General features: G+C 55.7%; 14 protein-coding genes. 5 read left to right on the forward strand and 9 right to left on the reverse strand.

Translation table 11 applies throughout. The annotated features are described in order from the left end of the window. Positions 1 to 261: 261 nt before the first annotated feature. The gene (gene rfbC, locus ACIQWS_RS22195) at positions 262 to 804 is read left to right on the forward strand and encodes a dTDP-4-dehydrorhamnose 3,5-epimerase (protein WP_403184573.1); all 543 of its coding nucleotides are present in this window, start codon (positions 262 to 264) and stop codon (positions 802 to 804) included. Between the two features lie 64 nt (positions 805 to 868). Here the strand turns inward: rfbC and ACIQWS_RS22200 are convergent, their stop codons facing one another. The 5 genes from ACIQWS_RS22200 to ACIQWS_RS22220 all read right to left on the reverse strand — a co-directional run bounded on the left by ACIQWS_RS22200 (position 869) and on the right by ACIQWS_RS22220 (position 7370). Next, positions 869 to 2200 carry a DUF4910 domain-containing protein gene (locus ACIQWS_RS22200; RefSeq protein ID WP_403184382.1) on the reverse strand — a complete coding sequence of 444 codons (1332 nt, stop codon included), beginning with the start codon at positions 2198 to 2200 and terminating at the stop codon, positions 869 to 871. Between the two features lie 25 nt (positions 2201 to 2225). Then, positions 2226 to 3296, reverse strand: coding sequence for an NAD-dependent epimerase/dehydratase family protein (locus tag ACIQWS_RS22205; protein ID WP_403184384.1), 1071 nt, complete (start codon positions 3294 to 3296; stop codon positions 2226 to 2228). Between the two features lie 142 nt (positions 3297 to 3438). After that, positions 3439 to 4773, reverse strand: a complete 1335-nt coding sequence (locus ACIQWS_RS22210; RefSeq protein WP_403184387.1) for a DUF4038 domain-containing protein — start codon at positions 4771 to 4773, stop codon at positions 3439 to 3441. Then, entirely contained in the window at positions 4766 to 6136 is a 1371-nt protein-coding gene (locus ACIQWS_RS22215) for a glutamate-1-semialdehyde 2,1-aminomutase (protein ID WP_403184389.1), read from the reverse strand. Before ACIQWS_RS22215 ends, ACIQWS_RS22210 begins: the two co-directional genes overlap by 8 nt. 37 nt (positions 6137 to 6173) lie before the next feature. Beyond that, positions 6174 to 7370: a glycosyltransferase family 4 protein gene (locus ACIQWS_RS22220; protein WP_403184391.1), complete on the reverse strand. Its 1197-nt coding sequence runs from the start codon at positions 7368 to 7370 to the stop codon at positions 6174 to 6176. A gap of 200 nt (positions 7371 to 7570) precedes the next feature. Here ACIQWS_RS22220 and ACIQWS_RS22225 point away from each other — a divergent pair, with 200 nt between their 5' ends. Next, entirely contained in the window at positions 7571 to 8824 is a 1254-nt protein-coding gene (locus ACIQWS_RS22225; RefSeq protein WP_403184393.1) for a polysaccharide pyruvyl transferase family protein, read from the forward strand. On the opposite strand, the gene ACIQWS_RS22230 is transcribed toward ACIQWS_RS22225, so the two are convergent. Together ACIQWS_RS22230 and ACIQWS_RS22235 are read right to left on the reverse strand one after the other, a co-directional pair. Next, positions 8819 to 9823, reverse strand: a complete 1005-nt coding sequence (locus ACIQWS_RS22230) for a glycosyltransferase family 2 protein (protein WP_403184395.1) — start codon at positions 9821 to 9823, stop codon at positions 8819 to 8821. The genes ACIQWS_RS22225 and ACIQWS_RS22230 overlap by 6 nt on opposite strands. 39 nt (positions 9824 to 9862) lie before the next feature. Then, positions 9863 to 11335, reverse strand: a complete 1473-nt coding sequence (locus ACIQWS_RS22235) for an oligosaccharide flippase family protein (protein ID WP_403184397.1) — start codon at positions 11333 to 11335, stop codon at positions 9863 to 9865. Positions 11336 to 11712: 377 nt separating this feature from the next. Here ACIQWS_RS22235 and ACIQWS_RS22240 point away from each other — a divergent pair, with 377 nt between their 5' ends. Both ACIQWS_RS22240 and ACIQWS_RS22245 read left to right on the forward strand, forming a co-directional pair. Then, positions 11713 to 11988 carry a hypothetical protein gene (locus ACIQWS_RS22240; RefSeq protein ID WP_105735295.1) on the forward strand — a complete coding sequence of 92 codons (276 nt, stop codon included), beginning with the start codon at positions 11713 to 11715 and terminating at the stop codon, positions 11986 to 11988. Between the two features lie 19 nt (positions 11989 to 12007). Then, positions 12008 to 13114, forward strand: coding sequence for an NAD(P)/FAD-dependent oxidoreductase (locus tag ACIQWS_RS22245; protein ID WP_403184399.1), 1107 nt, complete (start codon positions 12008 to 12010; stop codon positions 13112 to 13114). Between the two features lie 39 nt (positions 13115 to 13153). Here the strand turns inward: ACIQWS_RS22245 and ACIQWS_RS22250 are convergent, their stop codons facing one another. Both ACIQWS_RS22250 and ACIQWS_RS22255 read right to left on the reverse strand, forming a co-directional pair. Next, positions 13154 to 14338: a DUF2865 domain-containing protein gene (locus ACIQWS_RS22250; RefSeq protein ID WP_403184401.1), complete on the reverse strand. Its 1185-nt coding sequence runs from the start codon at positions 14336 to 14338 to the stop codon at positions 13154 to 13156. A 338-nt stretch (positions 14339 to 14676) separates the two neighbouring features. Then, entirely contained in the window at positions 14677 to 15069 is a 393-nt protein-coding gene (locus ACIQWS_RS22255; RefSeq protein WP_403184403.1) for an SH3 domain-containing protein, read from the reverse strand. Positions 15070 to 15279: 210 nt separating this feature from the next. On the opposite strand from ACIQWS_RS22255, the gene ACIQWS_RS22260 reads away from it, so the two are divergent. Continuing rightward, positions 15280 to 15666: an ester cyclase gene (locus tag ACIQWS_RS22260; protein WP_403184576.1), complete on the forward strand. Its 387-nt coding sequence runs from the start codon at positions 15280 to 15282 to the stop codon at positions 15664 to 15666. The last annotated feature ends 101 nt before the right edge of the window (positions 15667 to 15767 follow it).

Genomic DNA, 15767 nt, shown 5'->3' on the forward strand with positions numbered 1-15767 from the left:
CAGTCTGAATCTATGGCCTCACGGGATGGTAGGCGACCTGCCAATGCGATCAAACGGATCATCCGAACGGATGACCCGCGAAAGCGGCGTTCCGTCAAACGGTGTGCTTTGAAACGGCACCGCCGCGAAACGGGCGGGATGGTGCCGCTGACAACCTCAAGTACAGTTTTCGCTACCTCTATTGGAGAGTTTCATTCCTGCCGGGGCTCTGACAAGATTGTGCCTATTATTGGCAGGTCATCGTGGACGAGGCGGGATCAGATGCGGTTCACCGAGACAGAACTGAGCGGAGCATGGCTTATCGAGACGCTTCCCCACCATGACACGCGGGGATCGTTTGCGCGGACCTTCTGCGCGCAGGAGTTCCGCGAACATGGGCTTGCCACCGAGTTCGTTCAGCACAGCGCCTCGCATTCACTGACAATGCACACAGTGCGCGGCATGCATTTCCAGAAGGCGCCCCATGCGGAGGTCAAGCTGGTTTCATGCATAAGAGGCGCAATATGGGATGTGATCATCGATTTGCGGCCGGATTCGCGAAGCTACCGGCGTCATGCCGGATTTGAACTGTCGGAGGGCAACCATTGCCAGCTCTATATACCCAAGGGCTTTGCGCACGGATTCCAAACCCTGAGCGATGATGCCGTGGTGTCCTATCTGATTTCAGAATTTTACCATCCAGCCGCTGCTGACGGCGTGCGTTTTGATGACCCGGCCTTTGCGATCGATTGGCCGGCGCCCCCTGCGGTTCTTTCCGACAAGGACCGGTCGTGGCCGCTCCTGGGCGAGCAGCTTTGCAGTTAAAAACCTCAACATGAATGCGGCCAGGAATATGGGAGCCTGTCCGGCCCCAACCACGCTCATCCCATCACGCTTGCGGCAGCTCCCCACCGAGCAGACCCTTTTCCAGCAATAATTGCGCGGCGCGGAAAATATCCGGATAGGGCAGGCGGGAACGCAGCGACATGTCGAGAAGGCTGTGATTTCCGTCTGCGAGGTTGAGAACCCAGAGAAAGGCCATCGAGGTCTGCACGGCTGATTTGTCACCGCCCAGCGAGGCGTAGAGGCCGCGCCTGCCCAGTTGCGGTTCGCCCTTGGGAAAAAGGTTGACCGGGATCCAGTTCGTTTCAATGATATCGATGACTTCGCTGATCATCTGGTAGGAAAGCGCAAGGTTTTCGGGTGTAATGAGCGCCATATTGTCCGCTGAGGTATGGTATTCAGGGAAGGTTCCAAAACCGCTGCGCTGGAACAGACCGACGGGAAGGTTGAATCCCGGGGAGCAATATTGCCGCTCGTCATATCCGTAGGGGCTGAAGTCCTGCATGATTGCCTGTCGATTGCCGCAGCACAGGACGCTTTCCATCGCCCTGTCGATAATGGCGTTGCCTTGACGGCTGCGCTTGTAGGTGGGGCCGCCGCCGTCTCCGACGCACGACACGACCAGGCCGTGATCGATGCGTGCAACCTTGTCTTCGTTGCGGGCAAGCCAGGTCAGCGCGCCGATCGTTCCCGGCGCAAAGAGGAAGCGATAGTTGTAGCGTGTCTTGCGGGACTGCAAACTCTTGCCGAGCAGGGTCAAGAGGGCGAGGCCAGAACAATTGTCATTGGCAAGCGAGGGATGACAGATATGAGCGGAAAACAGCACATCTCTGTCGGTTGTGCCTTTGTGCAGGTATTCACCATAGGTGAGATGACCGTCGGTCTTTTCGGCGTCAATCAGGACTTCGTACTCGCCGTCCGCGAGCGCAAGAAGAGCATTATGGCTTGTACACAGACCCCATTGCTCGCTGTAGTATGAGGTTCGATACGGGATCAGATCGGGCTGATCGGGTAGCGTGTGGATGTGGGGTCTGAGTTCGCTCAGTTGCATGATGCGGTGAATGGGATTGCTGTAGCTGACCACATGCAGATTGGATTTGGCGAGATCGATGCGCTTGCGGCCGGAGCCATCCTTGACGTAGGCATCGCGGATGTTCCATTCGGACGGTACCACCCAGTCGAACACCGGGGTTCCCGTCGGGACTTCGTGCACGACCATATCGATTTGCTGACCCAGAATGGCCAAGGTGTCACGGACGCCATCGCCCGTGATGCTGCGACATATAGGGAACAGGCGGGCAGCCAAGGTGTGAATGGAAAGGCCTATGTCTGTCGCTGTTCCAACGGAGGACTTTGTCCGGTCGGGCGCATTTACCATGTTGTTAACAACTGGCGCGGGATGATCATATGACGGCATCGGACAGCGCTGGATGGCGCTCCACTGCTGAAATACGGCGCAGGCTGGAGGTGAGTTTCCGGTCGTCGAGCAACTGACGGATATGGCTGATCCGCTGATAGCGGGGGCCTTCGAATTCCGCCAGTGTCAAATTCGCGGTTACATAAGCCGCATGCAATTGCTCGGCCCCGGCTTTCGCATCCCAGCGTGGCTTGAAATCGGGAAGAACCCGCCTGATCTTGTCAAAGCTGACCCGATACGAACGTGTATCGGGGCCGGCGCCGGGTGCAAACTCCAGCCGGCAGCCCGGAACGATATCCGCGACGATTTCAGCGATATCGCGGATACGGTAATTGTGTTCGGACTGTCCGACATTGAATGCTTCGTTGTGTACGGCATGCCGGGGTGCCTGCAATACCGCCAGGAAAGCCCGTGAAATATCCTCGATGTGGACGATTGGCCTCCACGGCGTTCCGTCGGATTTCAAAAGGATGACACCTTCCGTCACGGCCCATGCCACGAGATTATTCAAGACGATATCGAAACGCAGCATGGGGGAAAGACCATAGGCCGTTGCCGGTCGCAGATAGGTTGGGCTGAACGTCTCGTCGGCGAGTTCCGCGATGTCGCGTTCGGCCAGTACTTTCGAACATCCATAGGCCGTGACCGGGTTCAATGCTCCGGTTTCATCGATTATATCGCTGCCGGATTGACCGTAATTGCTGCACGAAGAGGCGTAAAGGAAACGCGGGACGCCGGCCTTCTTCGCGGTCGTCGCAAAGTGAACGCTTGCGCGATGATTGATGTCGTAGGTGACCTCCGGGTTGAGGTTCCCCAGCGGGTCGTTGGAGAGTGCTGCGAGATGAACAATAGCGTCATAGCCTACCAGCTCGTCCGCGGTGACATCGCGTATGTCTTTGCATAATCCCGGTATGTCAGGCAGAGCCCCACCGGGCGCATAATGGCAATTCCGGTAGAGTTCGCTGTCGAAGCCGTGGATCTCATGGCCTGCCTTTTGCAAGAAGGGAACCATGACTGAACCGATATAGCCGCGATGTCCTGTCACAAGTACCTTCATTGTTCCAATCCTTTCAAAGAAGCCGTCTTTGATGCCACGGTACTTCCAGTGGGCGGGCTGGGACGAGAGAGGAGTTTGGAGGATCGCAAATGCAATTGGCTGAACCTTCGGCGAAGCGCCTACTTCTTTTGCCTGATCTGTGTTAATCGCGCTGTTTCACGACGAGAAGCCAGTCCCGGTAACCCGACGCATTCCGAGTTGCAGGAACACGGTATTCCAATGTGCCGGCGACGCTCACTATTGGCTCTTTGGCAGCCATGTATTGTCCGGAGGATGGATCGAACCAGCGGATATCTCTGGTGGACTGCCAGTTTGCCTGTGCATTGAGAACGACGCTGTTCATACCCGAGAGATAGACCACGACAAGTCTTTCGCCGGGCGAACGGGCGGCCACCGCGATGCCTGCTGCCGGCTGGCCTTGTGTTGTCAGCAATTTGCCCTGATCGGGTTCAAGATCCCACCAGGGAATGGTTTCAAAGAATCGTTTGAGATAGGTCATGCTTTGGGCGCCGCGGCTTGCGAGCGCTTTTTGCCAGGGTACGGTTTCCTCATGTATGCCGGGACCTGAAAAATGCCACACGGGATTGTTGCCGAATACCTGGCCGCCGGCGCCGGACAGAAGGGCGGAATAAGCTGCTCCCCGAACCGTTTCCTCCGTTGCACCGTTCTCCCCCTCATACATCCCCTCAATGAGAAAAAAGGGTCTGGCCGGTGATACGAGATATTGAACGCGTGCAGCGTCTGCAACATTGCCATAGGTGTAGAGTGTATCGAGCTTTTTCCAGGGTGCTTTCCAGACAAGGTCTGTTCTTGCATCCCTCCCGCCGTGCACACTTTGCAGTGCATCCGGGTCAGCGCGTGCAATCGATCCGGCCAAAGCCTCGACCAGGCTCATATCCGGTGGATCGTAATCGCCGCCCTGTATCCAGATTATATTGTTGAATTTTCCAAACCTTTTGCCGATGTAGGTTCCATAGGCCTTCATTGCTTCGGCGCCGGCATTGCGCATCTCGCCATACCACCCCTGATCTCCGCCATTCACGCCGAGATAGGCCGGGACGAGCAGTACAAGAAATCCCCGATCTTGCGCCCGGCGCAGAATCCACTCCGCATCGTCAAAATAGGCATCGTTGGGAGCGACAAAGCCGCCTGCCGCAAATGGCTTTCGCTTGTAGAAATTGCCCGGTGCGTTGCGGCTGAAGCGGTGCTCGATGAGCGAAACCAAGATGGTGTTGAAACCGCGTTTCCTGCGATCCTCCAGGTAGTGATCGGCTTCTTCGCGGGACAGGTCCCCTATGAGGGACCACGCCGTGTCCGCTGTCATCAGGAATGGCCGCCCTGCAGCGTCTTCCAAATAGCGTTGGTTGGCTGAGATGTGCAGTGGAAACGCAGCTTCTTTTGCAACAACTGACGTGCACAGTCCAAGGAGCAACAAAAGTGCCCATAGCAGAACCCGCCTCGGAAATGCGTCAAGCATTGCTGGCGCGTTTTAAAACGGGAGCGGGCGTGTCGGGACTGTTGAAGCGGCGGAAGACCGGCTGCGAAGCGCGGCCAACCAGATACTTGTCCACCCCGTGCTGCAGCGCTTTCTTGTACACGCCGAGCGCTCCATCAATCGCGTCTATCGTGCGGTCAACGTCTTCCTTCGTATGCGCATAACTCACGACCAGCGATGGCATCAGAATGCCGCGGCGTATCGTTTCCTGTAAAAACAGCGTTCTGAAGGCTTGCGAAGGCAAGCGCTCCGTATCCAGCGTGGCATAGGCAAGGCAGCAATTGGCGCCGGTGACGCTGACGTAACCCGTGAGGTCATGCCGGGCAATCGACTGTTGAACACCACTCCTCAGCCGCTGTCCTTGCGCGTAAAGATGTTCAATTACCGGTTCATTCTGATAAATCCGCATGGTTGCAATCGCCGCGGCGAGCGCGTGGGTTTCCGCACCGTGTGTGGTCGACAGCAGGAAAACTCTCGGTTTGAACACTTGCGTAATGCCGCCGAGATTCATGAACTCGCGTTTGCCGGCGAGCGCCGAGACCGAGAAGCCGTTGCCGAGCGCTTTGCCAAAGCACGACAGGTCGGGTTCTATGCCAAAGAGCTTCTGTGCGCCTCCGGCATGCCAGCGGAAACCCGTAATCATTTCATCGAGAATGAGCAGAGCCCCATTTTCATGACACAGCTCCATCAGATCGTTCAGAAATGGTTGGGCCGGGCCATCACTGCGCGAGGGCTCGAGTATGAGCGCGGCGATCCTGTGGGGATATCGTTCAAAGAGTGCGCGCGCACTTTCGAGATCATTATACTTGAAGCCAACGGTCAGTGCCTGAATGGCGGTTGGAATGCCGGCATTCATTTCCGTTGAACCAATGAACCAATCGTCTGTCGAGAAGAATGGATGATCCGCACAAATACCGATCATATCCCGCCCGGTGACGGCCCGGGCCAGTCGAACGGCCGCAGATGTGGCATCGGAGCCGTCCTTGCAGAATTTGACCATTTCGGCTGACTGAACCGTCTCAAGGAAGGTCGCTGCACACTCGACCTCGATTTCGGCAGGGCGGGTGAAATTGCAGCCGAGCTGGAGCTGGCGCATGACCGCCTCAAGGACGGGAGGATAAGCGTGGCCCAATCCGACGGCACGGTTGCCCATGCCGTACTCGATATACTCATTGCCGTCGATGTCCCACACATGACTGCCATAGCCCCTGGCGATGAAGCCAGGCGACAGCAGGGGATATTGATCATCGCCTTTTGCATAGGTATGTGCGCCACCCGGAATCAGATCATGCGCCAGGTCGCGCAGGTGATCTGAATTTTCAAAATTGCGGATCGATGCAGTCATGTGCCAAACCCCTTTTACCTGATCTGCCGATAACTCTTCAAATGCGCTCCCGCATCATGCGCAGCCAATTCTTCACCGGGCGTGGCACAAATGTTCGCAAACCCGAGCGCAAGCCTTTCGGCAGGGACCAATCCCGCATTTTGAGCGGTGGTGCGATGGCAGGTCTGTGCGTCGTGACGTGCCGGATAACGTCGCCATACCGTTCAGCCATATTCCCGATGGTGAATGTGCTATTGGCCTTGTGTCGTGCCGCGTCAGACATCCATTGCGCGGTTTCCCGGCTGGAATGGATCTGGCCGATGATCTGAGCTGCCTCCCTGACGTTTCCGATGGTGAAGAGGAAGCCGTTGGTGCCATCATCGACGATGGTGTCGGTCACTCCCCGGATACGCGAAACAACCGGTATGCAGCCGGCTGACATTGCTTCGGTTATGGTCAGCCCAAATCCTTCGAAACGCGAGGGCATGACGAGTACGTCATGCCGAAGCAGAAGATCGAAAACAGCTTCGGGATGAACCGCGCCGAGAAAGGTGGCCTGCCGTTGGCGGGTTGCCATCTTTGCCTTCAAGCTTTCTAGATCAGGCCCATTGCCGGCAACAGTCAGATGAATGGACTGCGGCAAATGCGCGAAAATTTCCGGCAACCAGAACACCCCTTTCGACGCGTCCTCGATACGGCCAAGGAAAATGACCCGCAATGTGTCGGCGGGGTTGGGTTCCCTCTGGAATTGCCGCATGGTTGGTGCCGTCGCGGCATGAGGAATCGCGAAGGTTCGGTCTGCGGGAAAGCCCAGTTTCCTGATCAGGTCACTACGAATGCGATCGGAAACGCCGACGGTCGCATGCACGTGGTTCTTGATCGCGTTTGCCGCGCTGTAAGTCCCGGCAGTGATGTTGTGTACGATCATGATGCGCAGGAATTTGTCGGGTAGATAACGCGCAATATTCGTTTGAATTCGATCGCTGAGGACGTTGATGAATATTCCGTCAAATTCGCCCTCTTCCAGGGCTTCCACAAGGGCCTCGGCCTGATCCCGTTCACTTGCTCCGTTGGGCGTTTCCACCAGGGAACCGTAAGAGAACTCAGGACGCCATTGGGCATCATAAGGAGTACCGTAGGTGGCCATCCCCAGCCAACGGACGTCAATTCCCTTTTCAGCCAGCGCGGCGCGCAGCTGTCTGAACACCGTGTATGTGCCACCAATATGGGGGCGGACGAAATAAGCGAACTTCATGAAGTCCTGTCCTTGGGTTTTTCGGCTTCATCCGGAAAACAGCATGAACCGGGAGACGCGGGAATTGAATGTGTCGCGGCGGGTGAGGCCTATAACCCTTTGGGGGAAGCCCCTTGCTCATTAGGCTGGGTGCGGTGTTCCAAAGACCATGTGTTTTTTGCCCGGCAGCGGCAGCAAACTTCCGTCGGCAAGATATCCCATTGATCGCGCGCGACGCTGAGGATGCGTGGATGAAAATATGCTTACTGGGGCAGTTTGGCAGCGGTAATACCGGGAACGACGGTTCACTTGAAGCGATGGTGAATTTCCTGCGCTCATTGCCGTCTGAAGCCGAACTCATGTGCATCTGTTCCAACCCGGAACTGGTCGAGAAGGAATACAAGATCAAATCGATCGGGATCAGCGGTCTGGTTCTGCAAGACCAGTGGTTCATTCGAATGAACGCGTTTCTTGCTGACATCCCGCGCCGTATCGCCAGTATCTATATGCTGTTTGCAAGCTTGAGCGGGGTGGATCTGTTGATCATCCCCGGCACCGGTATCCTGGATGATTTTCAGGAGACGCCCTTTGGTTGGCCGTTTGTGCTCTTCCGCTGGTGCCTGGCAGCCCGGTTGCGTGGGGCAGACATTGCTTTTGTCAGCATTGGTGCAGGTCCGATCGAGCACCCCCTCAGCCGCTGGTTTCTGCGCTCGGCGGCCAGAATGGCGCAGTACCGATCCTATCGGGACGCTTATTCCTTGGCCTATATGAAAAGGATGGGCCTTTCCGTCGAGCGTGATGGCCTATTCCCCGATATCGCATTTCGGCTTCCGGTCCCACCTTCCTCGCCTCCCAAATACGACAGTCCCGTAACCGTCGGCGTAGGCGTTATGGACTACCGCGGATGGTCAAAGGATGCGGTGTTTGGTGAAGCAATCTACCGCTCTTACATCGGCAAGTTGGCCTCCTTCATCCAATGGCTGCTCGACGAGGGGCACAATGTCCGCTTGTTGACCGGCGATGAGCGGGACTGGCGGGCGGTGGGTGACATTGTCGAAAGAGTCTCGGTTCCTATCCATGACAAGCCCGAAGAACGCGTAACCGTGGAGCATGGTGCTACTCTCCACGATCTGATGCGGGAGATAGGCAAGACCGATATTGTGGTTGTGACGCGTTATCACAATGTTGTCTGCGCCTTGAAGCTCGCGCGCCCCACGATCTCGCTCGGATATGCCCAAAAGAATGATGAACTGCTGGCACAATATGATCAGCGCGCATGCCAGCACATTGAAACCTTCGATGTCGAGATCCTGAAAGATCAGACGCGGCGCATGCTTGCCAACCTCAATGAGGTGCATCTGGAACTGGCCAGAGTGAATGCGCGCGTTCAACGGCAGCTTTCCATTCAGGAAAAACTGCTGGAAGAGAGGGTTATCGGCCCGCTTTTCACTGAGCAGCCTGTCATGTCATCATAGCTTGCCGTCTGGTGCCGTGGATGTACCAAGTCGCCGCCCAAGAGCCTTGACGCTGCGGCCAATCAATGCCGAGGCATCTGATCTGCGCAAGAGGTAGCGGAGAGGCGGCAGCCAGGCTGTGGACGGCCGGAGCTTGATGGCATGACGCATCAACGCCATAGCCCCCGGTTCACCCCGGCACAATTGCGCGACTGCCGACCAGTAGGCCCTTTCACTCAGTGCATTGCGCGCCTGCCGTAAAAGTACATCAGCATCCGTCAGGATTGCCCCGTCATTTTCGAAGAATGACTGGAACGCTGCTTCGAATTCAATGCTCCACTGCTCCAGGGTGCGAACGGTCGCGGATTGATTGAAATCATGAACCCTTGCGACCGCCTGGATGTTTTCCGTTCGGCCCACTGCACCGTGAAGGGCAAAACGCAGCCACATCTCAAGATCATCTGTGTGGATCAGGGAGGGCTTGTAATACCCGACTTTCTTCTGGATTGCCGTACGTACGATCGCCGTGGGGCCGCTCACAAAATTCCTTCCGCTCTGACAGAGGGATTTCAGAAAGGACATGCCGTCCTGCTTTGACCAGTCCGAAGGCATTGGATTGTCCGGCAGCCCATCGCTTTCCGTATTGTTTGCGCGAAAATGGGTCTTGCCATGCACCAGATGAACATCGCGATTGTCCTCCATGAAGGCCATTGCCCGGGCAAGAGCTCCCGGTGCCAGGTAATCGTCGGAACAAAGGATCAGAAAATAATCCGATTGTGCCCAATCGATACCGTCATTGAATGACGCGTGTGCACCGAGGTTTTTGGGGCGCAGCATCAGTTCTATTCTGGGATCGGCACTGGCCAGCATCCTGGCAACGGCCGCGCTGTCGTCGGTAGAGGCATTGTCGATGATCAGAATGCGCAGCCTCTCGGCAGGTTGGTTGCGCACGCTGTCGACGCAGTTTTTCAGATAGTGGGCGTAATTGTAATTCGGTATGACCACGTCAATGGATTTCATCGTCGAAAATCCAATCCTTGAGCCGAAGCACGGGGCCGCTCATTTGACGGCCGCGGCGTTTATCCTTGCCAGCAATGTCGGCATTGCGATTCTTGCAATGTTTTCCACTTCGTCGAGGAAAGGATGCTTGAAGTAAGCCAGAGCTGCCAACCATCCTATCGCCGAGAACAGACCCGCAATGCAGGCTTGGGCAATCGACAGGTCGAACTGAAAACGGTTTGCCGCGAGAACGAGCAGCGGACCTGCAATGGCCCATATCGTCACGAGGCCGCTTCGGTATAAAACGTGAAACAGTTCGTCCCACGCAAAGGGAACCTGTCGGCGGACATAGACCAGCGAAAGGTACATCTGAAAGGGCAGGACTATGAACTGGCTCAGTGCCAGGGCGTAGAGCCCGAAAAAGCTGGCTGCGCAGATCACGAGCATCGACAGTCCCCGGCCAATGAAATTGGCTTCAAATGCCTGTCTATTTGCGCCCATTGCGACGAGAACGGGAAAGGTCAGGATATTGGGAAACCAGAAGAGCGCGGCCAGCGCAAAAATCTGGACAAGAGGTGCTGTCTCGGACCATTGGGGGCCCAGTGCGATGCGAACAATCGGATAGGCTAGAATGGCCATTGCCAGGGTTGCTGGCCAGTACAGGGCCGTGATGTAGCTTATGATGCGCAGATATGCGGCTTTGACGTCGCGTTCCGCTCTGACTTCCGATGCAAATGCGGGAAAGGCGACGGAAAATATCGCCGAGAGCAGGATCTTGTCGGGTAAGCCGCAAACGAGATTTGCACGATTGTAGAGGCCAACCGCCGTGAGCGGCATGATCCGGCCCAGGACGAGCTGGGGAAGTGCCTCATACGATCGATCAAGGAGCGTCGATGCACCTTTGTAGGAGCCGAAAGCGAAAGCCGCCCGCCAGCTCTTCAGGCAGGGGGTCAGCATCCAGAAGATTGGTCTGGTGTGAAAAGCGAGAAGCATCCGTACGATAGCCGAGGCGAGTGTTCCCCAGGCAAAGCTCATGAAGCCAAAATGCAAGGCAACAAATGCGATTGTCGCAACAGCATTGGTTATGCTTCCGATGGCGTTGATGCGGGTTACGGCACCAAAGGTCAGATCCCGGCGCAACAGGGCGATGATCGGACAGACAGCGGCGTCGACAACACCTGCAAAGGCCAGTATTTTGATGAATGCGAGCAGTTCAGGCGCGGCGTAAAATCGGGAAAGGAACGGGGCCGAGAAAAACAGGGCGCAGCCTATGACGGTGGAGAAGCCGAAGGTCAGCGTGAAGCTGGTTCTTATGTCCTCGCGTGTGAGTGTGTCGCGCTGAATAAGGTATTCTGACGTGACGAACTCCCTGACGGTCAGCGCAATCGTGCCAATTCCCAAGCCGATGACGGCTATCCCGATCTCGCTGCTGCTCAACATGCGCGACAGGACCGTGATCATCGCCACGCTGACGATCACTTGCGAATACTGTTCCAGTATCGCCATGAAAAATGCCCGGCGTACAGCGCTCACCCTCTGACCTCTCTTGTGATTGTCGACCGTTTTTCGAGCGCTTGTTTGCCAGCCGGACTTTTACGTCATGGCGGCACGCAGGCAACCTTAACTCTAGCGCTTTGTAGAAGCCGGTTTAAGCTGTCTATTCAGTTGAAAGGCGGCTAAGCCGTTCGACGTACCTGCGTCCTCAATACGACGCGGGCAGGAATCGAATGGTGACAATTGGCCCTGCCGTGTCCATTGAAAGATATCGGCAGATCATCGATTTTATTGTCTTCACAGTTCGGCCGAACGCTTAAGGATGTACCTGATATCCGTCAGACCAATTACCAATCCGGCTCACAAAAGTGGTAAAGAAATGGTTCTCAGGGCGTTGCGTGTGAGCCAGGATTTCCATGATCGAGGACGAGCAGATACGGACAGAAATGATGGCGATCCAGTTCTGGCTTCGTGCCCTTTTTCTGTATGCGGCGACGGGAACCCCGCCAACGGCGCGCTCGGTTCAGGAGTTTCTCAATGAGCTGAAGAATTTTGCGCCGCAGGATGGTGCCAATGATCTCTCGCCGGCTGACTGGGACAAAGAACACCTTTTGCACTATCCCAGCTATGAGCGGGTCGGCAGCAAGATTATAGAGACGCTCCAGAGTCTGGAGAAAAAACTGACATCATGAATCTACGATGGGGTGAAGAGTGGATCGCATAGGCTGCGTTGTTGCGGGCGGTGGCGTTATCGGGATTGCCATCGCGCGGGAATTTGCAAGACAAGGCATTGAAACGCTCATCGCCGAAGAGAGCGGTGCGGTGGGGAGTGGAATAAGTTCCCGCAACTCCGGTGTCATTCACGCCGGCCTCTATTACCCCGAAGCCAGTTTGAAGGCGCAGTTCTGTGTGGAAGGTAACGCCGCGCTCTACCGGTTTGCGAATGCATACGGCGTGGCGCATAAGCGCTGCGGCAAACTGATTGTTGCGACTGATAACCAGCAGGTTGAGACTCTGACCGAAATTGCCGGGCGCGCCCGCAGGTGCGGTGCGGGCGACCTGCAATTCCTTTCCGGAGCGCAAGCCCGTCGCGTCGAGCCGGAATTGAACTGCACGGCCGCGATTATGTCTCAGTCTACCGGAATCGTTGATTGCCATGATCTGATGCTGGCGCTGCTTGGAGATGCGCAGGCCCACGATGCAATGATCGCATTCCATACCAAGGTGGTGTCCGTGGACGCTGACAGCGATGGATTTGTCGTTCACACCATCGAGACGGAAACTGACCGGCCGTATGAGTTTCGCACGGATGTGTTTATCAATGCCTGCGGGCTCAACGCGCCTGAACTGGCAACGAAAATTGCGGCATTACCGAAGCATCATGTGCCGGAGCGCCGATATGCAAAGGGAAACTATTTCTCGGTGCCGGGTGCCGCGCCGTTTCAGCACCTGATTTATCCAGTGCCCGAGCCCGGAGGCCTGGGTATCCACCTGACGCTCGATCTGGGAGGCAGCATGCGGTTTGGTCCGGATGTCGAGTGGGTGGATACCATTGACTATTCGGTCGATCCGGCGCGGGCCGAGCGTTTCTATCAGGCAATACGGACATATTGGCCCGCGTTGCCCGATGGGGTTCTCCAGCCTGCCTATTGCGGCATCAGGCCAAAACTGAGTGTTGCGGGCGAAACGGTGACAGATTTCCTTATCGAGGGCCCGTCGTCGCACGGTGTAAAAGGACTGGTCAATCTGTTTGGTATTGAAAGCCCGGGGCTGACGTCCTGCCTGCCCATTGCGCAGTATGTGGCGGCGCTGGTTTGAATCGGAGGTCAATTGCTAAGGCACTTCGAGTGCCAATTCTTAGTCTCCAAGCCGCTTCAGTATATCGGTCGCAACTGTTTCGATGGCCATGCCGAATGTGAACCTGTTTGCTCGATCGGGGTCTTGCGTAAAAAGCGGCTCGGCTGGCCGCGGCGCCTTAAAATCAATTTTCCGTTCTTCATCGGGAAGATATGCCGAACCGACGATGCGTACATTTCGCCGATCATTCTCCTGGGCGGGTTCTGCCAAGACGCTGCCAAAGGGGTTGCCGCTGCTTTTGGGTGCCACGTCCGCGTCCGCAGATGTCTCCACCTCGGAAGGACGTTGCGCGATTGGCAATTCAGGACCAAGGGCTGTTGAAGCTCCTTGACCTGCGGGGGCCACCGCACTGACCGATGTTTTTAATGATTGTTGCGCATTGTGGCACGTGCAATTGGCCACGGGCGGAGCGCCGGTAAGACGATAGTTGAACGCGGTGGGCAGGTCCTTATAGGGAATCTTTGTTTCGACGGAGATCATATCCTCGGAAGACTGCTCCGGTATGGCGTGGGAATACAATTTTACCGCCGACGCGGGACACATTTCACTGCAGGTATTCTGGTCGCGATCGAAGTATTTGGTCTGGACGGCGAAAGAGATCGGAAAATAATACCCATCGCACGTTCGCACACAGAGTGTTCGATAGAGTTTCGTACTGGATGCATCAGGGGTTGGCGTCGGTTGCCGCGGCCGTTTCCGTTCGATCGCCTGCCTGGGAAGCGTTGCGACTTTCGTTACTTCCGGTTCGGACGCTGAATTGCCGAAAAGCGCCTCGAGCAGCCCCTGCCGCCGCTCTTCAGCGCACCCATTTGCTTTCAGTGCCGCAAGAATGTGCGCTTTGGAGGAAGGGGAGCCTTTGGAACGGGTTTCCGCACGCTTGCGCCTCTCAAGCTCTGCCGCAAGGCTTTCAACATTCTGTTGAAAACGCGCGCATTGCTTCGGGTCTCCTCTGGAAAAGAGCGTGTTGCCGCAACCCGCCTGATTGGCGCGTGCGCGTGCTTGCTGCAGCTTCATCGCTTGCTCTTGGACAGCTCTATTGACCTGCGGTTCGTCCCGGATTGGCAGTTTGAGCTGCTGGCGAAGCCGGATGCAAATGCTTGGTTCAGCCACGGCATTTGCATGAAGAAAGAGGCTGGAAGATAAGAGCAGAGCTAGTCCGAGAATATTCCGGCTAATGAATTTCATCGACGCGTACCTACTCATAACAACACTCAGGGAAGGATCAGTTGTATTCAAGTTGAGATTGGTATTGATAGATGCGAAATCTCAGAAATAAGAATGCGTTTCTACACGCTAATCTGCGGAATGAAAATGATTTATTTTAATGTTACTGACCCGCAAGGCGATTTACGGTTAATGGCATTTGGATGATTGTAGACGGATTGGCAGGTATTGCCGTACAACCCGCACACGGACACCGGTCCGTCGGGAGCATCGCAAATGCCGACACTGATCGGATCAGGGCAAATTAATGCATGGCGCCGTTCCTCCAACCGTGCGGTTGAAGGAACAATGGCGAGATTTCACCGGCAAGAGAATCCTGGCGCGATCTTGCAATTCGGGCGAGGGCGGTGGGGCCGCGGCGGCGGGCGGTGGCCATGATAATAGGGAGGCCGCACAACAATCGTCGGCCGAACCACAATGGCAGGCCTGTGAACGGCCACGCGATCGAGATAGTTGGCTGACACCCATCCCCGGATGCCCTGCCGTCCGATCCGGCACCAGTTTGACTGGCAAGCCAGAACATTCACGCGTATTCCCGCAGCCAGAGTACCAACGCGGGTGTAATGTGTTGCCGGACCGGTGCGAAGATTAACATTCCCAGTTGTATAGGCGACATCAGCAAGAGCAGAGCCTGCCGAGAATATTATCGTGGAACAAAAAACAAGTAGTGTGAGAAAGCTTCTCATGTTCATTGCTCAATCCCCCTGCAATAACACTGATTCAATTTGGATCTTCAGTCTAATAGATTGAAATTATCGCGATTTGTCCAGTTGCTTTACAGAATAAGCCGATGATCATCGGTATGATGAGAAAGTTGCCGCAGCAGGTGGAGTCTTAATGTGGTGACCGATGCACGTATTCGCCTCGTCCTGAACCTCACGGGCAGCCAAGGAGCCGTTATCATGACTGAGACTAACCTCGCGGAAATCTACAAGGCCTATATTTCCTGCTTGAATACGCAGGATTGGCCGAACCTCGGAAAGTTCGTTCAGGAGGACGTGCGCTACAACGGAAAGCTGATCGGGTTGACAGGGTACCGAGGGCTGCTGGAGAACGACTTTGTGGAAATTCCGGATCTGTATTTCAATATTGATCTGCTGATTTCCGACCAATCCTATATTGCTGCCCGCCTCCTGTTTAACGTGACGCCAAAAGGGAGTTTCTTTGGCCTTCCCATCAATGGGAGGAAAGTGTCCTTCAGCGAAAATGTATTCTACCAGTTTCGAGACGGAAAGATCAGCCTGGTATGGTCGGTGATAGACAAGGCAGCCATCGAAGCGCAGATCTAGTGCTTATCCCGAGCCCATTCCTTAAAACCCGAGATTTCCGGTCATCCAGGATTGAGCTTGGCATAATGGTCTGTCTCCGCAATTGCTACTTAGGGGAGACA

This window comes from Phyllobacterium sp. NPDC097923 (genome assembly GCF_044760925.1).
In the GTDB taxonomy this organism is placed as follows: Bacteria; Pseudomonadota; Alphaproteobacteria; order Rhizobiales; family Rhizobiaceae; genus Phyllobacterium; species Phyllobacterium calauticae.